The organism is endosymbiont GvMRE of Glomus versiforme (assembly GCF_003546845.1).
The window spans coordinates 421,236-445,847 of the sequence record NZ_NWVA01000001.1; the positions used below are offsets into that span (position 1 = coordinate 421,236).

Below are 24,612 nucleotides of genomic sequence, written 5' to 3' on the forward strand. Positions count from 1 at the left end.
TTTTCTCTCTGTAAGTCTCGTGTGATACGGGACTTGGAGAGGGTGTTTTTAACTGGAACGCTAAGCATGTTTACTCCTCCATTTGCCGTTGATTTTCTCTACTTCATCTTGGGCTGTAAAGGTAAAGATTATGGGGCATTCTCTGGATAAATCTTTTCGGTAGTAAGTAAATCAGGTTGGACTCTCCACTTCTTTATAAAATGTCCGTATTTTTGTTTCATAGATGGTAAAAGATATTCAGCCATTTTCTAGCATAAATCCTTGACTGCCAAAGTGGCCTTGGAATTGTCGGTCTTCGGTGATTTCGTTTCAATATTCCTCGTTTTGGTATGCTAAGGTATTATGGAGATAATTGTATTTAAACTTCATATTGTCTCCTTTCGGGGGTTAGCCACAGTTTACTATAATCCTGGTAAAGAGTATTATAGTCATTGTGGATATACTGAGCTGTGGTTTCTAGATTAGAATGACCCAAGAGTTTTTGAATAGTGGTTAATCTAGCTCCTTTTCTATCTAGGAGAGTGGCAAAACTTCTCCGGAAAGTATGAGGACTAACTCACTTTTTTAAGTTGGCTAATTTTGCTCTTTCTCTGATTACTTCCCGCACTTGGTCGGCAATGATTTTTAATCCTTTTCAACGGGTGAATAAATACCCTAGTGAATGGGGTTGTAAATGTTTCACTAGAAAATCAGGTAAAAAGACATATCTAATCTTGTTTCCTTTGCCATGAACTCGCAAAGAATTGTTTTCTCAATCACGATGCCTGATATTTACTAATTCCGAAGCCCGTAAGCCACTATAAAAAAGAAAATCCAGAATTAAGTTGTTTCTTTGATAAGTAGTTTCTTTTGCTTCAAATCTAACTTGCTTTAATTGGCTTAACTCTGCTTGGTCGATAGTGGTGAAGAACTTTCGGACTTTTTTAGGGATAAAGTTTTTGATTCTGGTTCAATCAATTCCTGGTTGCTTTTTTTGATACTGGGCATAAGACTTTAAAGCTGCTAGGTACAGTTGACAAGTGGCTGGCTCTCTTTTTTGGACTAGTCTTTTGGTAAAGGTGAGAATATTTTCTGTAGTGAGTGGTTTGTTTCCGTAATACTTATTCACTACTTTTTGGTAGATATAAAGAGTGTTAGGAGATAAGTTTTTGTCTTGTAATCACTTGATATACGAGGTTAAATTGTTTTTCATGCTATTTATTTACCTCCTTTTCTAGGTGTTGTTTACAGCTGGCACAAACTCATTGCTTACTTATTTTCACTGAACCTAATTTGAGAATATGCTGAAAAGTGGCTGTTTTTTGGCAATTAGGAGCTTGGTATTGGCAAAGTTTAGTTTTCATGCTCTAATTCCTTCCAATCCACTAAAAGAGTAGCATTCATTCGACCTCTTTGGTAAAAAAAGAGGTATTGTTTATTCAGACATTCAGCTTGTTCTATTTCGGGTCAAATTTGCTGGTTTTTCAGTAAATTAGCAAAAACATAAAGGCCTTTGATTCTTTGCTCCGGAGTCAAGATTTCTAGTTTGTAGTAAGATTGGCCGTAATATTCAGGTTTGGTTTTGCTGTAAATTTTCTTTTGCTGAAAATTGATTATTTTGCCAAGGAATTGGTAGGTTTTAGTCATCTTTCCTCCTTTCACATTCCTGACATTTATCTTTCAGGGTGAATACTCTCTTAGGTTTCATTTCTTTTTGGCAATGGGAACAGTTTTTATTTGCTATTCAAAAGAGTATGCCAAGCAAGAAAAGAAGGTTAATACCGGTGAGGATTAGAATTAACATGCCGACCTCCTTTTTTGTTCGTTTTTTCGGATTTGTTTAGTGAGCTTTTTGATTAGTTTCTTGTGATGCTTAGGGTTGAAAGACTTCACTAGACTAGTTATTGGTTGAGGAGTAGGCTTAATTATTGGTTTTGGTTTAAATCAGGATTTGATTTTGATTCAAAGATTATTCATGGATTACCTCCTTAGTTTCGGGCATTTCTTTGAGTTCTTCAATGTCTTCCCCTTCAACTAAATCAGGACAATTATAATAATCATCAATTGTTTCACTGGTGATTAATTTGTGAGTGATATCTTTAACAATTACTCCTAGTCAGTGTCAGTTTCTCCCGAGGGGTTTGAATTCTATGTCATTGGAGGTGTCCCATCAGAGGGAAAAGTTGTCTTCTTTGAGGTCTTGTTCTGTGAAGGGTTGACTACATTGGGAACAATCTAATTCCCTTAGGTAGTTATGGATATTTATGTCTCGGTAGTTGGTGGAGGCTCCCATTATTGGTTGACCTCCTTTTCAATTTCATCAGTTTTTTTATTCAGTTCTTGGATTTTAGTTTGTAGTTTCTTAATAATTTCACTGTTTTTGCCACTGGTTAGCAAATAATCTAAGTCTTGGTTTTGTTTTTCTAGGTCAGATATTTTTTGTTCGAGTTCTCTTATTCTTTGGTTAGCCTTGTCTTGGGCTTGGATTGCTTTAATTCTTCTCTCTGTGTCTTCTAATTCAGAAGCAATTTTTTCCAAGAAAGTAGTTGGGCCATCTCAGACTAATTTTTGCTTATAGTATTCATTCGAGTAATAAAAAGCTTTTAAGTCTAAATAGGCTTGGAGTAAAGAAGGATATTTTTGGTATCTTTCTAATTCTCTAAGTTGCTCTTGCTTTTTAGTTAAGAATTCGGTAGTTTGGGTTCAACTCTTCCGCTGTTCTCAAGCTATGGAAAGGAGAGGTTGGATTTGTTTTTGGAGGGATTTGGTGGTGAGTGGGGGTGGGTTGGAAAGGATTTGGTAATGGTGGCAGGTGAAACTGGGTCGGCTACTGTTGCTGTTGGCTCAATTTCCTTTTAGTTGGACTTGGCTTCCTTTGGGGATATTTGGCTTATAGTCGTTATCATTTCCATATCCCCGAGGCCGACCTTTGAATACTACGGGGATTTCTTGGGTTTGGTTTTCTATGCTGAAAAAGCCGTAATAGTAGGTTTCATTATCTTTTTCTCTTTTTTCTATTCGGGAGGTTAGGGTTCCTGTGATAGTTTGATTTAGCCGTTGAGGGTCGTGGTCGGCCAACACCCCGTTGTTTTTGATAATTTGTTCTTTCATATCTATTTGGCTATAGATAAGTGAACTTGAATACCTGTTAATTATTTTTAATACAGAATTAAAATCTTTTATCAATTTTTCATTTTTTTACACTCAAAAAATCTCTAAAGTCCGCATCACACGGGAAAAAAGCAAATTTGTCCCTCTAATTTTTAGCAACTTTTTTTCTCAAAATTAATCAAAATTGAAGCCAAAAAAATCTAAAATAGCGACCAAAAACTACCAAAATTTTTTCCAAAAGTAAATTAATTTTGTCAATTTTCCGGTCTGCATTTTTACAGACCGCTTTTTTTTTTAGATTCTGTTTTTTCGTCCATCTCTTAAAAGTTAATAAATCTCTCGACGATGACCTGCTTCTAATACCAAGATTATTAACTCTTTTTCTTTAATTTTATAAATAACCCGATAACTACTGAAACGATATCTCCATTGACCTTTCCTATCACCAGTTAAGGGTTTACCCAATTCCGTAGGATTTTTAACCAAATGGGTTTCTACTTCATAAACAATCTTTTTAGCCATTGACCGGTCAAGTTTTTTTAAATCTTTTTTGGCTTGGTCTTTTCATTCTACTTTATACACTTACTTCTTTTAAGTTTAGATGCTGTAATAATTCTTCAGTAGTATAAGTTTTGTCGCCTTTTTTTTTTTCTCTTTCAAAAACTTTTGCTATGTCCTCGGCATCCTCTAAATACCTAATCAAAGCCTCTCGAACAATAAATTCTTTCGGTCGCTTACTCACAATTGCTAAATAATCAAGATGGTCTTCAAGTTTCTTTGGCAATTTTACTTCTATTTTTGTCATATATTTATTTTTAACATATTCGCGCGCACATAAAGGGAAAAGCCTACCATTCAAGGGAAGAACACGCATAAAACCTTATAATCATTTTTAATTATACAATAATTAACCTTATATATAAGGAAATTCAACAAAAATCGTCCAAAATCTTCAAAAATTCAGCCAATTTTCAGCCAAAAAAAGCCGAAGAAGAAATTTTTCCATTTATAAGAAATGGAGACAGTAAATTTTATTTGAATGTGAATGAAAATTTATTTACTGGCTTAATTATTGGGGGTCAAATGTGAATATTGTGAAGTAATATGCCGTGAGGCATTATTTTCGGGATAAAATAAGCAAAGGGATATCCTATCCCTTTTAGCTTAATTACATCCTTCAAATCTACTCCCTTGATACTTTTTAAAATTCTCATAATCCCAGGAAATCTTAGCCAAAATTATTGTATTCTTTTACATTTTTTCAAATTTGTTGTCTTTCTTTACTGAAAAGGAAAAAAATTTCTTGCGGGCCCTTTTTTCTACTTGTAGTAGAAAGTGAGAAAAAGTAAAGAAAAATCCCTAAAAATAAGCAAATTGGCACAAAAAAGACTTAAAAATTGCTCTCGGAGACAAGAAATTTTAAAACAGGAAATTAAAGGCTTTTAAAGGCTGTTTTGGGGATTTTAAGGCTTATTTTAGATTTTTTTAGTAATTATCTACTCAACTAACTAACCGACACTTAGCAACGGTTTTTTATAAACCATTAGTTAATTCAATTGCTGAAATGAAGATTCGATATATTTTTCTTCAATATCAAGAACAACAAAGACAACGGAACCAGCAGCAGCAGCAGCAAAACAACAATAACTTCAATCCTCCTCCACCACAACAACAGCAACAATTTAATCAACAAACACCAAGAGCAGAACCCCAAGCCCAAACCAACCCTACGGCTACTAATCAAAATACAACAGAAATGCCAAATTACCCTTCAACTTCAACAAGCAGTCCAGCAGGCGGTAATGGCGGCGGAGGTTCTAATACTTCTACTGACATTGGCAACAATTATTCTTCTTCCGGTAGCGGATACAGTGGTGGTTATGGAAGTTACGACGGAAGTAGTTCCAGTTCTCCTTCTTCAAGTCCTAGTGGAAGTGAACCATCTACGGCTCCGACTACTCCTCCTGATTCCCGACCATCTTCTCCGGCTCCTAAACCCGAACCTAAAAAAGAAGAGAAAGTTGAAAAAGTTACTGAGCAAGCCCAAGAAATTCTTGCTGATGACAATGCCCAACCTGAACAAATTCAAGTTGTCATCGAAAAACTAGAAAACTTACCAACTCCTTCTGGAGAAAATGAAAAAGATAATAACTCAACCAAGGAGCAAATAATTAATGATTTAAATGTTAAATTAATTCAAAAACAACAAAACACCAAGGCTAAAAAAACCGCCGAAAAAGTAGTCACTAAACTTTTACAAAATCATCAAGTTAAAATTAATGACTTAAAAATTCCAAATCTTTCTAATGAAAACTGAAAAGACTATATAAATAAACTAGAAACTTCTCAGCAAGTAGCCAATTTTGTTCAACAAGTTCAACAGCAAATTGTCTCCTTAAAAGCCAAATATACTTCTCATCGTCAAGCAATTGTCTCATCAAACAAAGAAGAAAAACAAGGACAAAAAGTTGTTTTCGGAGTAGTTGGTGGAGTGTTAGTTTTAGGAATAACTGCAATGGTTATTACCATCAAAAACCACAAAATCAAGAAATAGATAGAATAAAAAGGAGGACAAAATTCTTTTTTTTCACTCACTAAAATTATATTTACTAACATGAGTTTACTAACCAAGGATTTTTTATCAAACTTTTTACTAGTAATGGGTAAAAAATGTATCTTTTTCCTCATTTATTTAATTCATTAGTAGAAATAATTATTCCTGGTCGACTTTCATTATTTTAGTGCCTTCGGTTTCTTTGGGACTAGTACGGAGTTTATAAACTTATCACTGTTGAGCGGGTAGGAATTTTTTCTTATCACTCTTTCATTAACCATGTCTTCCTCTTCGGCATTTTCTAACTCTTGGGCTCTGGTCTTTTGTGCTATCTTGTTGGAAAAATAACTTTCTTTTTTCTAGTAATTTTTACCGTTTTTTTCCTTTTTTGAGCAACCAAATTCCAAAAATAACTAAAATGACTGCTAATGAACTTATGCCGATTATGGTTAATGTTTTTATAGGGAAATTATTTTTAGGATATAAAGCCTGTTTTTTTTCTGCTTGCATTTTTTGTGAAAGACACTTTTTCAGAAAATTTACTATGTCTTCATTTTTTCAGCTGTGCCCTAGCCCATAATAAGTAGTAAATTCAACATTATAACCTCTATTTTTCAAAATCTCAAAAGTTTTTTCGCCGGTTCAAAAAGGAATTCAAGAGTCCTTAGAATTATTAATAATGAGTATAGGGGTTTCTTTATTCTTGTCTTGGGTTATTTTCAGCAATTTATCTCGACGAGGCAAAAGACCACAAAGAGAAATAAACCCACCTAATTTATATTGGGAAGTTAAGGCCACTGCTAAAGTTAACAAACCGCCTTGGGAATAGCCAGAAACGAAAATTTTTTCGGATGGAATGCCGTCCGCGATTTCTCGTTCAATAATTTCGTTAACATAAGACACTGCTCGCATTAATTGGGGATAATCTAAATGGATTGATTGGTCCACTTCCTTATAATTTATACGAGACGGGTTATTTGGAACTACATCGTTTTCCATAATCTCCCAAGCATCACCAGTAATATTTATTCAGCCTTTACATTGCCTGCCTGGGGCAGGTCGAGAACCATGCCACATATCATATTGTAAAGTTGGTGAGTGAGGATGAATAACTTTTAAACCAGGAAATTCATTTACCATTTGATCTAATGAGCCTGCTCCGTAAGTGCCATGGAGAAAAATAAGCGTGGCAGTGTGTTTTTCTTTTGATTTTATTACTTTTGGGTAAGGAATTTGTAAATTTTGCTTATACACCAATCAACCAATTTGGTTAGGAAGATAGTAAAACACTTGACCAGTTTCTTCATTAATTAAAGCCTCGCGAAAATAATCATTGTGCTTTCCTAGAAATTTAAGTCTTCATTTTTCCTTTAATGTTTTTTCTACATATTCAGTTATTATTCCTATCACTTTGTTCCTATCATGATAAGAAAGTTCCGATTTTTTAATTACTTCAACTTTATCTCTATTTTTCTCGTCATAAATTCAATCATGTAATTTATTGTAATCAAAATTAACTTCTTCTAAAACTTTATCGTATCTTTCCTTAGCAATTTGCTCGGGACTTTTTTCCAAAAAGCGTCTAGAAGTTTTTAATTTTTGGCGAATTTTTTCTAAATTTTCTTCTATTGATGTTAAACTATTCTTGATTCTCACAAAATCTCCTTTGAGGGTAATAATTCATTGGTCAGGATTATTGATTATTTTGTTTTTCATGTCATTATTTTTCATTTTTAGTAATTAGTGCTAGTCTTCATTTATTTGCCTGGGGAATTATTTTTTGCTGATTAAAAGGACCCTGTCCTTGCTTTTGAGCCTTTTGTTGACTGTTTTCTTTACGTCATTCTTGGATTTTTTGATGATTGCCTGATAATAAAACCGCGGGAACTTCTTGCCCCTCAAAAATGGCTGGCCGAGTATAAGCCGCAAAATCAAAAAAATTTTCTGTCTGAAAAGTTTCGTTTTGGTAAACTTCGGTTGAGAGAACTCCTGGCAGAGCCCTAATTAAAACTTCGGTGATTAGTAAGGCTGGTATTTCTCCGCCGCTGGTAATGAAATCGCCTACCGAAATTTGCTCATCAATATAATTGAGAATCCTTTCGTCAAATCCTTCGTAATGACCACATAAAAAAACTAGATTTTTATTTTGATTTAAGCGTTTGACATCTTTTTGGGTGAACCTTTTTCCCTGAGGAGAAAGCAAAATAACATAGCAATTTTTTCCATAATTTTCATAAACGGCAGCTAAAGTCTTTACTAGGCAATCAATTTTCAAAAGCATTCCTGGACCGCCGCCATAAATGTAATCGTCTGCTTGTTTCCGGGTGGCTCAATTCCTAATATTATAAACTTGATAATTTAAGCAGCCTTTTTGAAGTGCTCTTTTCGCCATAGAAATTTGAAAATAAGCATGAAAAGTTTGCGGAAACAAAGTAAGATAAATAAAATTATGATTCATTCTATAAATAATTTTTTTGTTTGCATTTTTACACTTAACTGATTTTTTGCTGTTTTATTTTGTTATGTATGCAAATTTTCCTCAGCAAAACCATGAAAAAATATTATCTTGAACCAAATTAAAAACCCTTTTTTAGGAAATTTCTGTTAGTGAGTGGTTGCTTTGCAATAATAACTTAATACAAGTAAATTATCAGGGCTAACAATGCCTTTAACTTCAGATAAAGATAAAGGATGACGTTTTTTTTTTAATTTTTCTTTTTCTTTTTTTGATAAATTTAACTGGTCGTAATCAATATCGGGTGGCAGGATTTTGTTTTCTAATTCTTTGTTTAATCTTTTCATTTTTTCTGCCTGTTGTTCTTGCCTTTTAATGTAATACTCATATTTAATGTTGATTTCACATTCTCTTTGACCTTCCCAAGTTAATTTTTTAATTTCAGGAATTCAAGGACTTAATTCGGCTAAGGAAATTTTTTTTTGCCCTATGATTAATAGATTATAAGCATTACAATTTAAACAATTTTTTCATTGATTAATTTCTAATTGCGGAAAATATTGACCTAGTTCAGAGACAGTAAATTCTAATTTTTGTAATTTTTGGGTAATAATTTTTTGTAATGCTTGCTTTTGTTGAAATTCTTTTCATTGTGCTTCGGCTAATAATCCTAATTGATGAGCAATTGGATAAAGACGAGTATCAGCATTATCATGTCGTAAAAGTGAGCGATATTCTGCTCAAGAAGTTAAAAGACGATAAGGCTCGTCAACTCCTTTAACTAAATCATCAATTAAAACCCCAATATAAGCCTGTTCGCGTCCTAAAATTAGTGGTGGAAGGTTTTTGATTTTTTGACTGGCATTAATACCGGCAATTAAACCTTGGGCTGCTGCTTCTTCATAGCCAGTAGTGCCGTTAATTTGTCCGGCAGTAAAAAGATTACTAATTAATTCCGTTTCCAAAGTTTTTTTTAATTGGTCTGAAACTACTACATCATATTCAATGGCATAACCTCATTTTTGTACCTGGGCTTTTTCAAATCCGGGGAGGGTCATCAAAGCCTTTTTTTGAATTTCGACTGGTAAAGAAGTAGAAAGTCCCTGTAAGTAATAAGATTTTTCCTCATCAGTGCCTTCTATTTGGGATTGCGGTTCCACAAAAATTTGGTGTTTTTCTTTGTCAACAAAGCGGCAAACTTTATGTTCAATGCTAGGACAATGGCGCGGTGGGGTGCCCATGTCTGGCTTGTAAAAAATGGGTGATAAATGAGAGTTATCCCTAATAAGTCGGTGAGTTTTTTCATTGGTGTGAAGTAAATAGCAAGGTAATTGTTTATTAAAAGGCAATAATTCTGAATTTTTGCTGCGGTAAGAAAATTTTAGGGGTAAGTCATGCCCTAGTTCTAATTTAAATTTAGTATAATCAATGCTGTTTTTCAATATTCGTGGACTAGTGCCAGTTTTAAAGCGTTTCAATTGAAATCCTAACTCTTTTAATTGTTGAGAAATATTATTAATTACCTTTTTTTCCCCATCTGGTCCTTCAATTTGGCTCTCTTTACCTTTATAAGTAATTGGCTGCAAATAAGTTCCGGTGGTTAAAATCACTATTTTACTGTAAATGTTTTGTTGGTTGGTTAATTTAACACCAATAACACTATTTTTTTTAATTAGTAAACCTTCTACTGCTCCTTCTACTACTTCAAGGTTTTTTTGCTGGCTAATTAAATCTTGCATATAACGAGCATAGGCGACTTTGTCTGATTGAACTCGTAAGGCTTGGATGGCTCGCAAAGTCTGAAAGGCTGGATCTGAAGAGTAATTCAAAAGTTTAAATTGCAAAGCAGTAGCATCTGCTGCTTGACCCATTACTCCCCCTAGAGCATCAATTTCTCTCACTACTATTCCTTTGGCAGACCCACCAATTGAAGGGTTACAAGGCATAAAACCAATTTTTTCCTTATTTAAAGTAATCAAACAAACTTTGTTTCCTAATTTAGCACTAATGCAAGCTGCTTCAATCCCGGCATGACCACCACCAATAACAATAATTTCAGCATTCATATTATAATAATTTTTACAAAATTTTATCATTTTGCGATTAGCAGAATTCTCTAGATGTCTTTCACTTTTTATTCATTTTCTCTTGTTAAAACAAATACACAATTCCTAAATTATTCTTTATTTGTTTTTTTCTTATGAATTATTCAATAAACTGTTCCGCTAATAAAGAGAACACTGCTAATAATAATGAATAAAATAAATCAACCATTTATATTTCAATTAAAATTATTTTTTTGCTTATTTGAGCATTGGATTTCCTTTTTCAGTTTTTGTGTTTCTAAAACAGCGTTTTGCCGAAAACTATTTAATTGTTCTGCTATTTCTTTAGTTTGTTGTTCGCTCTGGACTAACTTGTTTTCTAAGGATTGAATATTATCTCTGTTATCGACTAGTTTGGTTAATTCTTTGACTAATTTTTCTAACACTTTATTATTATTTTGAATTGGTGACTTATTATTGGGGTAAGTTTTTATTATTTTTGCTTTTTCAATTGGCTTTCGACTTTTAGATTTTTCTGTAATTAACAGTAAAATTTCTTCTCGGACAACTTCGACTTCTTCGGGAGAAGTGGCGTCATTGATTTTTTTTTCGTAATTGTGACCAGTTAAAATATTTTCATCTTTTTCCATTAAGGCTTTTTTAATTATATTAAGAGCGCGAAACTTGCTTGCTTTTAATTTGCTTTGGTTATTATTAGCAATAATGTTTGCCAATTTGTCTTTTTCTCATTGGAGAGAATTTAATTCTTTTCGCAAAAGTCATAATTGTTCTTGGTCGGCTTTGGTATTTTTTTCCTCTTTTTGATTATCTTCTTGCTCAGTATCCGGAAAGTCATGAGGAATAATTTGGTTTATTAAATCAGGAGTAATTTCAATCTTGCTTAATAATAATTGTCCCTGGGACTCTTCTTCGGCTCATTTTTGTGAGCAATAATGAAATATGTGATGCTTCAAGGCTGATTTTAATTGTCTCACGCCTTTTTCGTGAGTTTTGTTTATCAAAGTGTCAAAAGCTTCATCGGTGATAGTTAGGAGAGGTTGGTCAGCCTGGTAAAGATTTTTATTCTCAATTCATTTTCGGAGGAAATTATTAGCAATTTGTTTTTTTTGTTCTTTAGTAAGTTCCGTTAACTCAACAATCTCTTCCATTCGGTCACGAAGTTCTTTAGGAATTTTTCTTTTATCATTGGCAGTAACAATGAAAGTAACTTTTGAAAAATCTAATGCTGTTTCTAAACAATGGTCATAAATATTTTGATTTTGTTCTGAATCAAGAAGATGAATTAAGATTTTGTGAAGAGAAGTAGAAGTCTTGTCAATTTCATCAAGTAAAATAAGAGGGTCGGATTTTTGTCCTTCAATTAAAAACTGAGCTATTTGTCCAATTTTATAGCGTGAAGAATCAGGTTTGGTTCCGGTCAAAGTTGCGGGATCGTTTTCCCCGCCTAAGGCTAAAAGAAAAAAAGGTTTTCCTAGTGCTTCCGCCATAATTTTCGCGAAAGAAGTTTTGCCTACTCCAGGAGTGTAAACTTATATAAGAAAAGATATGATGAGAAGACTGGATAGTCCTTAACTGGACAAACGGCTAACAAATGCCGAAAATAAAAAACTGGGGAAGTTCATCCCAACAACAGAAAGAGCAAAACAAACAAAATCATGAATGAAATTATTAATCAGGCATCCATATGCCAAACTCTTCTAGTGAATTCCAGAAGAGGTCAAAAAACAAAACAATTGAAAGGAAAAGTAAATTAAAATGAATGAAGAAATAAACGAAAACAAAAAACAATTAGAAAAAGAAGTAGAAAGATACAAAAATATAAATGAAAGTGAAATAGAACCTCGCCTAAAAGAAAACAGTGAAAAAATAACTGGCTTAGAAAAAGAAGTAAGCGACTTAAAAGATGAAGTAGAAGCCTTAAAAACGGGCTATGATGGAGATGATACTGCTTTCAAAGAGTATCAAAAACAATTAAAAGTCTTTGATAGGTTTAGATTTTTAAGGAAAAAGAACGGCACCCAACTCCCCCAAAGAGTAAGTCAAATTAACTTGGGTAGCACTGCCATTTGAGCCGATAGAGCTTTGCCCTCAAACTTCCTCCACAGTTTTTTAACTTGTGTGATGAATTTTGACACCCCCTCCTTAAACCAAATCCAACACGGCTTTGATAACCGAGGAGGTGCCGGAGCCAATGGTAGCACTCTGGTAGTTAATGCCTGGGACGACCCTAATCCACTAGACCAAATTGATGTAGACAGTGGCTTTATAGTCTCCCACAATGGCAATTATTACCATCATGCCGACAATGCTCATGCTAATCAAAGGAATATTGGACATGCTGGTCCAACCCCTAATTCGGCTGAATGAGTAGACCGCAATTGAAGACGCTATAAACAATACTATGAAAAAATGGTGGCTGTTGGCACTGCTAGTGATATTAAAAGCAAATCAGAAGTAATTATGCCTAGTTGGATACCAGTGAGAAACATCCAAAGCCATATTGCCAGCAACAAGCACGACAACACCAATTCTGCTGACAGTTATCTTTTTGGTAGCGAAACCTTTATCCCTTACTACCAGCAAGCAAAAGTCAACGGCACTACTTATGACCATACTAACTGAGTAGATGTAAAGTTAAATGAAATGCGAGATTTCTTTTTCTTTGTATTCCCTAATGGCGGTAACAATGAACTTCTAAGCAAAACCGGAGCCAATGATTATCGCTTAACCAACGGAGCCAAAACTTACACGCTACTAACTGATAAGGATTATAAGCAAGTAGGATTATTCCCTATTTATGAATTAGATAGCAGCCAGCAAAGCAGTTTTTATGTGAGCCATGGTCTAGATAGCAACACAGTCAAACACGAATGAAAAGTCAAAGACGGAACTAAGGATAAATGAATTAAAACCCGCAAAGCCATTAATTTAGAAGAAGCAGGAATGAACACCAACGGCTTTTCAAGCATGGTCTTTCTTTTCCACCAAGTCTGTGGCAATGCTCAATGTAGCACTTGAATAAATGAAAGAAGCAACGAAACTAATATTGACCAAGTAGCCAGTTTAAAAGGATTAACTAGCGGACTTTACACTTTGGGCAACGATAAATTAATATCAGGTAGCAGTTTAATTATTTGTGGAGAGCCTAACAGCAAAGAATATGCTGAAAAGAAACGACAATTAGACCTAAAAGAAAGTGAACTAAAAGAATTAAAAGAGGAATACCAAATTGATTTACAACACAAAAAACTCAATGATAAGGAAATCAAAGACCTAAAACAAAAACTTGGCAAATACACTAAAAAAGACCGCAATGTCTTAGCCAATAAACTTAAACATGTCCATAACAAAATTGAAGCCACCTATGATGCTGCTAAGAAAAAGTGAAAAACTAAAACTGACCAAAAGCAAACTTGGGAATATTGAACTAATTTCTCTGCGGATTATGACGATTATTTAGGACTGCTCGGCACTGATGAAAGTAAGTGAAGCAAAGAGGAAAAAGAGTTAATTAACACTAAACTTAAACCCGGCACGCATAAATATTTCAAAGACATAATTCAGCCTAATTACAACAAATACACGGCTAATTATCAGCGGTATATTGTCATCAAAGTTCCTAAGGACAAAACCTTAGATAAATATTTTGAGGAATGGCTTAAAGACAAAAATAACAGCAAAAATGCCGAAAAGATAGTCCAAGACCTAGAAGCCTTAAAAAACTACATCAATATTGAAAATGATAACCTCGGGGCAACTTTAAAGAAAATCAGTGAAAGTGAACTAATTCTCAACGACTTAGAAAATGCTTTAAAAAGAGTGCTAGGCAGTGATTACCAAGCCCCTATTAAAGCCAAGTGAAGCAAAAGCGAGTATTCCAAAGATGATAAGTTTTGGAAACTAGTTAAAGACTTTTACTTAAACACTGAACAGGCTCTAAAAGACCACATTAAAGCCACCCACGGCACTCACGATAACTTAAAGGACTGACTGAAAGATAAAGACATTGATATTGAAGCCTTTATTGCTTGTATTCGCTTATACCAAATTAAGCAGTATGTGAACCTTTCCGCTGATGACCGAAGAATTAAAAGGGAAAAAGACGGCAAAGAAGTTATTTCCTGATTTGTTGAAGTGGATAAACTAGGCTATTCTTATGAAGATATTACTAATAGCACTAATTCCAGTTTTACCGCCATCAAAGCCTACCAGGAACTAAAAGACAAAACTTTGGGCAGTGTCAATGAGGCTCTGGGGTTAGATAAGAACCTAGACAGTGAAATTATCACTAAATGAATAAACTTTAAGGAATACAGCACGCAAGAAAAGATAACTGAGTTATTAAAAGACCTTTACGAAGAAACTGAACCTGCCAAAGAGGGAGAAAAACCCGTAAAGAAAGTTAAAGCAGACTTTTTGGAATTTGCCAAAGTAAAAGACTTGCCAGAATTGTTAAAATCTAAATCACCCCAAGAAGTAGTAGCCGCTATTCGAAGATATGAACTGAAAGACTTAATCGAAGAAACTATTGCTACTAAACAGCCCACCGGAGAAGGCAAAGAATTTGAAGCCAGCAAAAGCAAAATCACTGAAGAGTTAGAGAGTGCTAAAGCGAAACTGGATGAAATTAAAGCCGTCGGACAAACTTGAACTGAACCTGAGACTAAGCTATACCAAGCCATTAGCCAGCATTTAGCCAGTATCCAAAAAACAGAAACTAAAAATGTCCCTGTTTCCAAACCGGATGAGGGAACCGAGCCTAAGCCAAAAGAGGAAAAAGAAGACAAAAAAAAAACTCAAGAACCACCTAAGGGTAAGTTTCCTACTTGGGCTTGATGATTGCTCGGAGCAGCCGGCATTGCTCTTATAGCTGGGGCAGTTTATTATTTCGCCTTCCGCAAAAAAAATGGTGGTGATAATAGCGAAAGCACCGAAGTAGAAACTAGCGAAGAAGAAAAGGAATAAACATGACTGAAACCAATTTAAGGAAGAGGGGTTTTTCGCCATTTAGTTTTCTAGCCATACCACCAAAGAAAGTTAAAAAGCCGCTCCCTGATGGCTGTGGTCGAGCATGAATAAATGACCGGTTTCACCTAAATGGCAATAATTATTTTATTTACACTTGCCATTCTTGCCAGCAAAAGCAAGTAAAGAAAGGAGAGAATGGGCAGAAAAAGAGTTAAATGCGGAGGCTGTGGCAAGCCAGAGCATAAGTGCGAGTGTAAATAACTTGCCCTAGTTATTATTGAGCAGTTTTTTTTGCTAGGGCTTTTAAAGCATATTAACTGTTGAAAATGTTAAAGTGAAGTTTTTTCTGTGTGATTTCGAATTTGCTTTAACAGGAAACGCTCCGAACAGTTAAAAAATGGTGGTTGAAATTTCTACTTCAACCATCGCCAAATGCCAGCGAAAGTCGGATCCATCACTTTCCTGTGGAAATAAAACTTTCGCTGGTCTAATGTGCCAGCAAATTAGTTCCTAAATCTAATAAAAAAGCTGGCACCAATACGTCAGCAAGTAAGGAAACAACCTAATTCTCTTCTATTGTGTCTTGTTCATTTACGAAAACAAACAAAACGTTATTGAAAGGAGTATTAAGCTTCATCTTGCTTGCTGGCACCAATATGTCGGCTGATGAAGAATAAGACTTAATTCTTTCCATTAAACAAATTTTCTCAAATTCTTTATTTAGTCGACACCAACCACAGGAGGGGACATTAATTTACTACTTTTGATAAATTTTTTTTCATAGTTTCCCTCCTGCCAATATGTTCAAAAAGGAACACCAAATTTTTAAGCAAATATGAATGTAAATGAAATTACTCCAAAAGAGCAAATAGTAAAAGAAAAAACAAAAAAAACCCCAGAGGGAAACAACATTCTTTATAAAAAAATCCAGAAAATCCAAAATGAAGTGGGAGAGTTAGCTAAGCGAAACAAAAACGCTTATCAGAACTATAAATATTTTAACGAAAAACAAGTATTAGAACTTTTAAAGCCTTTGCTAAACAAGCAAAAACTAGCCATCTTATTAAGTGATGATAATCAGGCTGAATTTACTTGCGAAAAGCAGGATAACAACTGATTCATCAAATACCTCAAAATAATGCTGATTATTGACACTGAAAGCGGTGAAGAAAAAGAATTTAGTTTCTGAGCCGCCGGAATTAACCAAGACCCAGCAAAGGCAAAAGGAGCCGCGGAAACTTATGCCGTGAAATACATTTTAAGCAAATTCTTTTTAATTCCCATTGGTGACGAAAATGACCCTGATAAGGTTAATGGTGCTTATAAATCCCAAACAGTAGTTAACCAACCACAGACTAAGAAAGTAATTGAACTTGGCAAGTGCCAACAAGAAGACTGTGAAAATGGAGCAATTGGCAAGAAAATGAATGGTTTTCAAGCCAAGGCTTATTGTGCCGAACATTTAAGGAGGAGCGGATAATATGAATGAAACTATCCAATTAAAAAAACGAATCTTAGCCCTAATTAATCAAATAAACAAAACCAGAGAAGAGAAAGACCTTTCATCGCAATCACTCGAATTAATGGAAAAGCTAGAGAAATTAAGAGAACTAGAACTAATAGAAAAAATGCCCGGTGAATACTTACAGGCTTATTTACTTTATAAGCAAGCATTTTACAGCAATTATCAGTCCAAGAATTTACAAATACTAGACAAAGATGCTTATTTAGAGAAATTAAGCCAAGAAATAGCTCTAATAGAGGAAGCCATTCAAAAATCCACTGCTGAACCGGATAATGAAAAGTTGTTAGTATTATTAGGCAAAAGGATAGAAGCAAAAGAAATCATAAGCATTTGAAATAAAGATAATGCTGAACTTATTTTACCTGATGGCACCCTAGTAGTAAATTTAAAAACTGGCAAAGTTGTTCCTAACCGAGTAAAAGAATTTTTAGAAAAGTATGAAATAGAGCAAAAGGAGGTGAAGCATGAATAGTAATTGAACAGAAGTCGGAATGTTTGCTGTCAAAGGCTTAATAGTTATTGGTTTGATTTTCTTTTTTCTATTTTTATTACTCTTAATTACTTTTTTTGTGAGTAAAAAAGCCGAAGGCAAATGTGTCAATTGTGGCAGAAAAATCAATGTCTGTAAAAGTTGTCGGCAGAAAGATGATGAGGAGGAAGAAGACTAACATGAACACAGAAATAAAGAAAAAGAAAAAAACTTCCGCAGAAAAGAAAAATCCTGTTTCTCACCAGGCTTGATTAAATTATAAAAAGCAAAGAAACCAAAAGGCTTATAGAGAAAGAAAAAAGGAGGAAAATGAATAAAAAACAGTGCCAATATAAGTCTCCTTATTGTCAAAAAACTGCGGAAATTCAGCATGTTTTAAAGATAGGCGAAACAGAAATAAGCAAGCAATGGATTTGTAAAAAATGCAAAGGTTATTTAGAAAGGAAGGGGAAAGAGAAATAAAAAATATGAATGAAATTAATTTAGAAAAATATCTTGAATGGTTAAAAGAAAAAAATTATTCTGCTAAAAGTATTAGAAATCTTATACACGCAACCAAAAAATACGCTTCCGGTATTGTTTTTACTAACGAAGAATTATTTAAACTCACCAAATGTTTAAGCCAAAAATTAGAGCCTAATACTTGTCGTGGCTACATCAAAGCCTTAAAAACTTATGCTAAATTTAAAGGAATTAAAGATATTGAATGAGAAAAAATATTAAAGTTAATTCCCAAAATTCAGAAAAAGTTTTACACAACTATAAACCAGCAAGAATTAGAATTGTTGAAAAGTGTTAAATTTGAGGAAAAACAAGCCATTTATGAGAGAAATAACTTAATTTTAGATTTCTTGTTTTACTCAGGATTGAGGATAAATGAATTAATTAACTTAAAACACCAAAATTACCAAGATAGCTCTTTAAAAATCCATGGTAAAGGTAATAAAGTTCGTTATATATTTTTGCCTGTTTTTTTGATAAAACACATTGATTTAGGTTCTCCTGACTACTTATTTACTAAAAATAAAAAACAAAAATTGGGTGAAGAAGCAATTCGAAAATTTCTCAGAAGAAGAGTTAAATTAGCAGGAATAAACAAATGAATCAGCCCCCACACATTTCGCAGAAGTTTAGCAACTAACTTATACAACAAAAATGGTAGATTAGAAACTATCCAAAAACAACTGGGACACAGTAATATTCAAACCACGATGGGCTATATCCACAACGACCATAACACTCTCTATCAGGATTATAGCAAAATATTCAAAGAAAACCAAAACCAGCCTAATTTAGAAAGTAATGAGAAAGATTTAGAAAAATATTCCACTGATGAACTTTTGAATGAAATAAGTAGAAGAGTAGGAGGGAAACATGCTTAAACCAATCGCCACTACACAAAAAGAAAGCAAATTAAAAGACTACGAACTAGCCAAAAAATCTCTTGACTACACAAAAAGCAAATATAAATTAACAAGAAAATCGCTTGAACCTGTAAATGAACAATCTTGATTACAAGAACAAGAAATATTAAGGCAAAAATTCAAAGTCACAAGAGAAGAATGAAAAGGAGGGAAGAAAATGTAAATTTCTTTTACCTCCTTAATTTTTATTGACTGATTTTATCAACTTGTTAATGAGAAAATAATGAGTGCGTCATTCTTAGAAGTGGCTAATAGGAATTGGAATAAAATCTAATCCTGAAATGTATTTTCTATTCAATTAGCGATAAAGATTCGGGTTGCCGGATGCAACTCATGCTAATACTAGTGCTAGCAAAATCCTACTTCAAAGGTTGCAAATGTGAGGAGAGATAGATTACTTGGAAAACTTTGTCTAGACCCAAAACAACAAGTCATAAACCACAGCGTAAACTCGTCTATATGGTAAAACATAGAAGGCTCCTCCCATTAACTACTAGTCAGAATAAACAAGCCAGTATAACTGCCTTTTGACTAGAAAAAATTGGTAAAAGAATTCGATAAAGAGTCCGTTTTAAACTTATTAAAAACACCATGAGGCTCATAATTGTTTTGCTTGTACAAAAAAAATAAGGGAGGAGAAGGTCTTTTTATTTTTTCAAAAAAACTGAAGTGGCGTGGCATAATTAAACTTATTTACAAAGTAAATAAAAAGGCATTTTGGCAGTGTTTTTTTTCATTTCTTTTTTTATATATTTTTTTCTTTTTATTATATAAAAATAAGGTTCAGTATTAATTAAACATTACAACTTGTTGGAGTGTTTAATAAATTTAAATTAAATCAATAACGAAAACATCTACTTTCTTTTTAACTTTTCTTCGGGGCATCATTATTTTTTCTTTTGTTTCTCTTTTGTCTTTTTAATCGTTTCCGAGGAAATAATCATTATTCATTAAGGGAACGTCAAAAAGTTATTAAGTGAACTTCTCGTCTTTTCATCGTTAAAAAGAATAAACGTGGTCGTTTTGTCAAAAAGCCAAATCGTCAATTAACCTTTTAACTTTTAATCAAGACTTTGGCAAGCAATTTTGAAACAAAAATTAAGTCATCAATAGAATTAACCACCGACCTTTAAATTGTTAGTTTCTTTCGCAACTCATATTCATCTTAGTGAAAGTAAACCATAGACTATGCTGATAAGAAACAAATGATAAGGATTAAGTTAACAACGTTAAAAATGTTTTGAAGATGAACTACGCCCGCCTTAGATCTAAAGAACACGAGGAAGAAGAAAAACTTCTCGCTGAAGTTAATGCCAAAACTCTATCCAACTACTTTTCTACTTTCAATGAATTTTGAGGGCAGAGTAACGTAAAAGATTATTTTATTAGTTCTCCAGATTTAACCAAAGAAGACCAAAAACTAGAAAAACTAACCGCCAAAGGTTTCACAGGATTAGTTTATCAGAAGTGAAAATATAACGTTCACTATGGAAGCAAAGAACAGTTTATAGGTCGATTTGCCTCCGAGATAGGCAGTAAGTTTCAAGAATTAAAACGAACCGAGAATTTATATCACAAATTATTCCCTAATATAAAACTAAAAATTGAGAAATTAATCACTTTAAAGAGTAGTGATAAAACTACTGGGAGTACTCTTAAAGACCGCTTCCAAGACAAGAGTGTAGATCGCACAGTCAACAAAGAAAACAAAAAACTAACTTCTGAAGTAGTTAGAAGCAAAGAAAAGCCTTATCGCTCCATTGACATGGTTGGAGGTGAATATGGAGTGCAAGAAAAAGAATGAGCTAAAGACGCTAAAGAAAGGAGAGGCAACTGAACTTCGGCAGAAGTAGAAGTGCAAACTGGTTTAAGAAAAAGGAGCAAAGATGATCCTGATCGTTGAGAGTGACAACCTAATTTAGATAAAGGAGAAGATAAGTTAACAGAGCGAGATAAAGACCGAGACAAAGGAACTCAACGGGATAGTACTACCAGGATGAGTACTAAAGAAGAACAACCTTCCTTTTTAACTCAGATGTCAAAAATTATTGACCAGTGTATGGCTTTGGAAACTCCCATAGCCGAATATGTGGATAGCTTTGGTCATTTCTTTTATATTAATACCATGTATCGAGGAACATTAGAATGAAACCCTGCTACTGCTTCAACTGAATTAAAACCTGCCAAACCTGTTCCAATAACAGAGGAAATCGAAGAAACCGCTGAAGAGAAAAAAATTAAAAAGCAAAAAGACCAATTTGCAACTCTAACTCCTGATGAATATCAATCTTTAAAAGAAAAAGCCGAAGCAGTAGAAGATACTTTAATTTTGGAAAATTTGGCTAGGAGAACAAATGTAGTGAAAAAAGCAGGAGGGAAAGCCAAAGAAAATCGATTAAAAGGAATGACTGGCTTATGTCTAGCATTTAGTGAGGAAGTTATTTGAAGCGATTTAGATAATTATGATAAAGTAATGAAAGGAATTACTGGCTTTGCTGAATTTAAAGAAGAATTACGCAAAAAAACAAAAACGGCTTATTATTATCGTTCAATTGGCAAGAAAATACCGCAAACTTTTTATTGCTTATGTGGGAAAGCAGGAGTAGGAAAAACGGAAATTAGCAAAACCTTATCTAAGGCTTATAAGCGTCCGATTGTTATGATTGGTATGGCAGGACAAAATCACCCTAAAATTTTAAAGGGAATGCGACCTACTTTGGATAGTGCAACCTACGGAAGAGTAGCTGGTGCATTATGTGATGCCACCACCGCAGTTTTTAGAACTAAAACCGAATGAGAAGCCAAATTAAAACATTTAGAAAGCAAGAAGAAAAAAACTAACTACCAAAACGAAAGAATAGAGTATATAAAAGAGGAAATTAAAGCAATAAAAGACCAAGAAAAAGATAAAGAAAGACTAACCAAGACTCTTAATTCAATTAACCAATATGGCTCTAAAAAAGAAAAGATTATGTATCTTAATTTACAAGAGAGAATAAATAGATTATCCGGTAAATTTTATGCTTTTCCTAGTCAAGCACCAATTATTTTATTAGATGAATTTGAGAAAGTTAAAGAGGAAACAGTAATGTTCGTAGTAGGACAAATGACCGACCGAGAAATTAATTCTAATTATTATGACGATTTTTTAGAATTTGATGTAGATTTAAGCCAAGCCATAATTATGCTAACTGCAAATTATTGAGACAGAGTGCCTGACTTTGTGCGTTCTCGTTGCAAAAAAGTGAATATTCAATTGTTAACTTTTGACCAAAGATTAGAGATTTTAAGGAACAGGAGAGATGCTTTTGTAAGGGAATATTTCCCTAGTGATATAGTAGGAAAAGAAACTATTAACGGAGTAGAGATAAAATACGATGAGGATGAATATAATAAAAGCAATGAACCTGATACTTTTACTACTGAACAAGAACAAGTACGAAAAAAAATAAGTGAAAAATTTTTAGCTCGCTGTATTACAGAAGAATTTGGAATCCGAGGAGGAATTATGAACTTAGTAGATGCAATTAACTTTTTAGTTGAATTAAAAATTGAAGGACTTCTTGATCATCTGCCTACTTTAGATGATGGAGAAAAGGATCAAAGCAGAAAAGAAGGCAATCATCCTTATAAAATAGAAAGAAATGTCAGAGAAGATGGAGAGGGTTCTATCACTTTGCATTATCAAATAACCGATAAAAATGCTAAAGTTAGTGAGCAACTATTATCCCTGACCCAAAAAAGAGATGTAGAGGAAATTAAAGCAGTTAAAAAGGAAGCAGTAGAAAGATACGAAAGCGTGCTGAATTTGGTGACAGATTGACCAAGTTATGAAAAAAATTGAAAGCCAAGTGCGATACCAATCGAGACATTGGATGAAGAAGTAGAAAAAGAAATCGCTTGAATACAAACCGACTACAAAGAAATAGAAGTCAAAAGAATTCGTTATCATACTATTAACACTAATAGAGATGGATATTGGTTGGATTTAGCACAACCGATAGATGATCAAGATAAAGAAGCAGTGAAATTATGGTTAAGCAAAACAACAGCCGAAGATTTGAGTATCACTAAAGAGATTAAGTATACTCCAAGTGCGAAATTTTATGCTTTAAAAAAATGAATTAAGAACCGAAAAGACAAACACATTTCTTTTGAAGAAATAATAACTCAAAAAAAGATAATTATCAAAGAAACTGAGTGAAAAAAACTGCCCGCTGATTAAATGAATGAAAAAGAACCACAAATTTTAGAGCAATCTAATAGCAATAAAATCAATCCAAGCGATACCATCCTAAAAGAAAGCAAAACATTAACTTTTAGGGACACAGAAAAAGCAATTTGCGAAAAATGTGGAGTAACTAACCATCAGGAAAAAGCCGAAGCAGAAAGCATTAATATAATAGTATTTTCTGACGAAACTGAAACTAAATCATTTTGCGATGACTGCTTGGCAACCTTGAAAGTAAGTTAAAAAATGATTAAATGAATCCAAACATTCTTCCTAGTGAAATAAAGCAATTTCGGAATTATTGAAAGAACAAAATAGAAAATGAATTGGGAACAGGAATATGGTGTGAGGATCCGAATAAAAAACCCAAAATAGATCCTAGTAAATACACTAAATTATTGGAAAAAGCCCAAAAAGAGAGGTTGGATGTGAAATTTACCGGAAAATTTGCTTCAAGTGGACGCTTTAATATTCGCGAGAATTGGCTTGAAGCGACTGAAATTCCTTGAAATCTAAAAATAGCTCTGGCTACTCCAAAAGAAAATAAGCCTGATCCAGAAAACGACCCTAATCATCCTAGGGATCTAACAAAACCTCCTATTATTACTAATATACCATTAAAATCAAATTCAATGAATTTTACTCCTAGTACAGAACATGATTGTCCTTATCTTAAACTACCTGAATTAGAGGCTAGATTTCAACAAAAATATCAAGCAGAATTGGATAGTTTAAAGGCTAGTGAACTGAATTTAATTAACGAACGAAATAATTCAAACCAAGAATTACAACAAACTAAACAAGAAATTAAGAACATTTGTGAATATTGAGGCGTAAGTAATTTAACTGAATTAAATGAAGTAATAAGAGAAAAAACCAGGAGAGAAAATGAGTACCAAAATGAAAGAAATAACTTGCAAAATCAAATAAGAGAATTAACCGAAAAGATAAATAATCAGCAAACCCAATACCAAAAATTAGAGAAAAATTTCCAACAATTTCTTCGAATATTAGAAGGAGGTGGAGAAGGAATTAAAAACCATGAACATTTAAAGCAAATACTAGGAAATAAAAGTATTTATCGAATAGTCCAAGAAAGAAATCAAACTCAAGAAGGAATTAACAGGATTAATAGTGAAATTCAGCAATTATTAACTAGGCGTGGGGTAAATACTCTACAGGAATTAAGTCTGTTTATAACTAAAAAAGAAGAAGAATTAGCGGAAGAAAGGAATTGATGAAATGAGTGAATAAATGACCATAAAACTTTAAGTATTAAAACAAAACAAGATTTAGGAGTAAAATTTTATAGTTTGATAATTAAAAAAATTTCAGTTAATGACGACTTTTGAACAATAGAAGAAAAAAGTAATGAAAAAGCAAGAAAAGCAGTCAAACTCATTTATGAACATTATATCCAAAGAGATGAGGAAATCGATGACCAAAGTTTAGCCGCATTAGAAATCAAAATAGCTCCATTAATCGGACAAGATTTTACCCCAGAGCAAATAACTGAATTAAGAAATTTATTTATTGCTAATAAATTACTAAAAACTTATGAATTTATTGAAGAAGTAACTAGTTTAACCAATAATCACAAAATTAAGCGATTAGAAAATAAAAGCCAAGAATTAAAGCATAATTTGGATGAAAACACTGGAGAAGAACTAAAAGAAAAAGCAAACACTTTAACTCCTTTATTAGAAGCTTGTGCTTTACCAGAAACTAGAGAATTTATATTTAACGGATTTACTGAATGGGCTAAATTATTAGAAATGTTAGATGATGGGGATGAAAACTAGAATAAAA

27 protein-coding genes and 1 pseudogene are annotated in these 24,612 nt (G+C 33.3%); 13 read left to right on the top strand and 15 right to left on the bottom strand.

Going from position 1 to position 24,612, the window contains the following annotated elements; translation table 4 throughout:
• Positions 1-60 precede the first annotated feature (60 nt).
• The 10 genes from GvMRE_RS02320 to GvMRE_RS02355 all read right to left on the bottom strand — a co-directional run bounded on the left by GvMRE_RS02320 (position 61) and on the right by GvMRE_RS02355 (position 3,895).
• A complete protein-coding gene (locus tag GvMRE_RS02320) occupies positions 61-369 on the bottom strand; it encodes a hypothetical protein (protein WP_147409677.1) in 309 nt (102 codons plus the stop codon).
• Positions 359-1,192 (bottom strand): tyrosine-type recombinase/integrase, encoded by an 834-nt coding sequence (locus GvMRE_RS02325; protein ID WP_147409678.1) that lies wholly within the window; start codon positions 1,190-1,192, stop codon positions 359-361. Before GvMRE_RS02325 ends, GvMRE_RS02320 begins: the two co-directional genes overlap by 11 nt.
• A gap of 1 nt (position 1,193) precedes the next feature.
• Complete coding sequence (locus tag GvMRE_RS13380; RefSeq protein WP_172575216.1) at positions 1,194-1,343, bottom strand: hypothetical protein; 150 nt, start codon at positions 1,341-1,343, stop codon at positions 1,194-1,196.
• Positions 1,333-1,626: a hypothetical protein gene (locus GvMRE_RS02330; protein ID WP_147409679.1), complete on the bottom strand. Its 294-nt coding sequence runs from the start codon at positions 1,624-1,626 to the stop codon at positions 1,333-1,335. Before GvMRE_RS02330 ends, GvMRE_RS13380 begins: the two co-directional genes overlap by 11 nt.
• Positions 1,619-1,783, bottom strand: a complete 165-nt coding sequence (locus tag GvMRE_RS13385; protein ID WP_172575217.1) for a hypothetical protein — start codon at positions 1,781-1,783, stop codon at positions 1,619-1,621. The genes GvMRE_RS02330 and GvMRE_RS13385 overlap by 8 nt, the downstream gene beginning before the upstream one ends.
• Positions 1,777-1,956 (bottom strand): hypothetical protein, encoded by a 180-nt coding sequence (locus GvMRE_RS02335; RefSeq protein ID WP_147409680.1) that lies wholly within the window; start codon positions 1,954-1,956, stop codon positions 1,777-1,779. The genes GvMRE_RS13385 and GvMRE_RS02335 overlap by 7 nt, the downstream gene beginning before the upstream one ends.
• On the bottom strand, positions 1,949-2,272 hold the full coding sequence (locus tag GvMRE_RS02340) for a hypothetical protein (protein WP_147409681.1): 324 nt from the start codon (positions 2,270-2,272) through the stop codon (positions 1,949-1,951). The genes GvMRE_RS02335 and GvMRE_RS02340 overlap by 8 nt, the downstream gene beginning before the upstream one ends.
• Entirely contained in the window at positions 2,272-3,090 is an 819-nt protein-coding gene (locus tag GvMRE_RS02345) for a coiled-coil domain-containing protein (RefSeq protein WP_147409682.1), read from the bottom strand. Before GvMRE_RS02345 ends, GvMRE_RS02340 begins: the two co-directional genes overlap by 1 nt.
• Positions 3,091-3,417: 327 nt before the next feature.
• Positions 3,418-3,672, bottom strand: coding sequence for a type II toxin-antitoxin system RelE family toxin (locus tag GvMRE_RS02350; protein ID WP_245939626.1), 255 nt, complete (start codon positions 3,670-3,672; stop codon positions 3,418-3,420).
• Entirely contained in the window at positions 3,665-3,895 is a 231-nt protein-coding gene (locus GvMRE_RS02355; RefSeq protein ID WP_147409683.1) for a ribbon-helix-helix protein, CopG family, read from the bottom strand. Before GvMRE_RS02355 ends, GvMRE_RS02350 begins: the two co-directional genes overlap by 8 nt.
• 759 nt (positions 3,896-4,654) lie before the next feature.
• Here GvMRE_RS02355 and GvMRE_RS02360 point away from each other — a divergent pair.
• A complete protein-coding gene (locus GvMRE_RS02360) occupies positions 4,655-5,644 on the top strand; it encodes a hypothetical protein (RefSeq protein ID WP_147409684.1) in 990 nt (329 codons plus the stop codon).
• Positions 5,645-6,013: 369 nt separating this feature from the next.
• Here GvMRE_RS02360 and GvMRE_RS02365 read toward each other — a convergent pair whose 3' ends face one another.
• The 4 genes and pseudogenes from GvMRE_RS02365 to GvMRE_RS02380 form a co-directional block, all read right to left on the bottom strand.
• A complete protein-coding gene (locus GvMRE_RS02365; RefSeq protein WP_172575218.1) occupies positions 6,014-7,360 on the bottom strand; it encodes a dienelactone hydrolase family protein in 1,347 nt (448 codons plus the stop codon).
• Between the two features lie 4 nt (positions 7,361-7,364).
• Positions 7,365-8,102, bottom strand: coding sequence for a tRNA (guanosine(37)-N1)-methyltransferase TrmD (trmD, locus tag GvMRE_RS02370; protein WP_147409686.1), 738 nt, complete (start codon positions 8,100-8,102; stop codon positions 7,365-7,367).
• 146 nt (positions 8,103-8,248) lie between these two features.
• Positions 8,249-10,165 (bottom strand): tRNA uridine-5-carboxymethylaminomethyl(34) synthesis enzyme MnmG, encoded by a 1,917-nt coding sequence (gene mnmG, locus GvMRE_RS02375; protein WP_147409687.1) that lies wholly within the window; start codon positions 10,163-10,165, stop codon positions 8,249-8,251.
• A gap of 110 nt (positions 10,166-10,275) precedes the next feature.
• Positions 10,276-11,676 (bottom strand): annotated as a pseudogene (locus tag GvMRE_RS02380) (AAA family ATPase); the annotation flags it as partial.
• Positions 11,677-11,920: 244 nt separating this feature from the next.
• Between GvMRE_RS02380 and GvMRE_RS02385 the strand changes: the two are divergent.
• Together GvMRE_RS02385 and GvMRE_RS02390 are read left to right on the top strand one after the other, a co-directional pair.
• The gene (locus GvMRE_RS02385) at positions 11,921-15,130 is read left to right on the top strand and encodes a hypothetical protein (RefSeq protein ID WP_147409689.1); all 3,210 of its coding nucleotides are present in this window, start codon (positions 11,921-11,923) and stop codon (positions 15,128-15,130) included.
• Positions 15,131-15,132: 2 nt separating this feature from the next.
• A complete protein-coding gene (locus tag GvMRE_RS02390) occupies positions 15,133-15,348 on the top strand; it encodes a hypothetical protein (RefSeq protein WP_147409690.1) in 216 nt (71 codons plus the stop codon).
• Between the two features lie 347 nt (positions 15,349-15,695).
• On the opposite strand, the gene GvMRE_RS14310 is transcribed toward GvMRE_RS02390, so the two are convergent.
• On the bottom strand, positions 15,696-15,827 hold the full coding sequence (locus GvMRE_RS14310; protein ID WP_281267940.1) for a hypothetical protein: 132 nt from the start codon (positions 15,825-15,827) through the stop codon (positions 15,696-15,698).
• 141 nt (positions 15,828-15,968) lie between these two features.
• On the opposite strand from GvMRE_RS14310, the gene GvMRE_RS02395 reads away from it, so the two are divergent.
• From GvMRE_RS02395 to GvMRE_RS02430, 10 genes are all read left to right on the top strand, one after another.
• Positions 15,969-16,613, top strand: a complete 645-nt coding sequence (locus GvMRE_RS02395) for an ERF family protein (protein WP_147409691.1) — start codon at positions 15,969-15,971, stop codon at positions 16,611-16,613.
• 1 nt (position 16,614) lies between these two features.
• A complete protein-coding gene (locus GvMRE_RS02400; RefSeq protein WP_147409692.1) occupies positions 16,615-17,130 on the top strand; it encodes a hypothetical protein in 516 nt (171 codons plus the stop codon).
• Positions 17,123-17,326, top strand: a complete 204-nt coding sequence (locus GvMRE_RS02405; RefSeq protein WP_147409693.1) for a hypothetical protein — start codon at positions 17,123-17,125, stop codon at positions 17,324-17,326. The genes GvMRE_RS02400 and GvMRE_RS02405 overlap by 8 nt, the downstream gene beginning before the upstream one ends.
• 1 nt (position 17,327) lies before the next feature.
• Positions 17,328-17,465: a hypothetical protein gene (locus GvMRE_RS13390; protein WP_172575219.1), complete on the top strand. Its 138-nt coding sequence runs from the start codon at positions 17,328-17,330 to the stop codon at positions 17,463-17,465.
• The gene (locus GvMRE_RS13395) at positions 17,458-17,610 is read left to right on the top strand and encodes a hypothetical protein (protein ID WP_172575220.1); all 153 of its coding nucleotides are present in this window, start codon (positions 17,458-17,460) and stop codon (positions 17,608-17,610) included. Before GvMRE_RS13390 ends, GvMRE_RS13395 begins: the two co-directional genes overlap by 8 nt.
• Positions 17,611-17,615: 5 nt before the next feature.
• Positions 17,616-18,530, top strand: coding sequence for a tyrosine-type recombinase/integrase (locus tag GvMRE_RS02410; RefSeq protein ID WP_172575221.1), 915 nt, complete (start codon positions 17,616-17,618; stop codon positions 18,528-18,530).
• The gene (locus GvMRE_RS02415) at positions 18,523-18,735 is read left to right on the top strand and encodes a hypothetical protein (protein WP_147409695.1); all 213 of its coding nucleotides are present in this window, start codon (positions 18,523-18,525) and stop codon (positions 18,733-18,735) included. Before GvMRE_RS02410 ends, GvMRE_RS02415 begins: the two co-directional genes overlap by 8 nt.
• 1,083 nt (positions 18,736-19,818) lie before the next feature.
• Positions 19,819-22,797, top strand: coding sequence for a P-loop NTPase family protein (locus GvMRE_RS02420; RefSeq protein WP_147409696.1), 2,979 nt, complete (start codon positions 19,819-19,821; stop codon positions 22,795-22,797).
• A complete protein-coding gene (locus tag GvMRE_RS02425) occupies positions 22,798-23,046 on the top strand; it encodes a hypothetical protein (RefSeq protein WP_147409697.1) in 249 nt (82 codons plus the stop codon). It begins immediately after the preceding gene.
• Positions 23,047-23,057: 11 nt separating this feature from the next.
• Complete coding sequence (locus GvMRE_RS02430) at positions 23,058-24,605, top strand: hypothetical protein (protein ID WP_147409698.1); 1,548 nt, start codon at positions 23,058-23,060, stop codon at positions 24,603-24,605.
• The last annotated feature ends 7 nt before the right edge of the window (positions 24,606-24,612 follow it).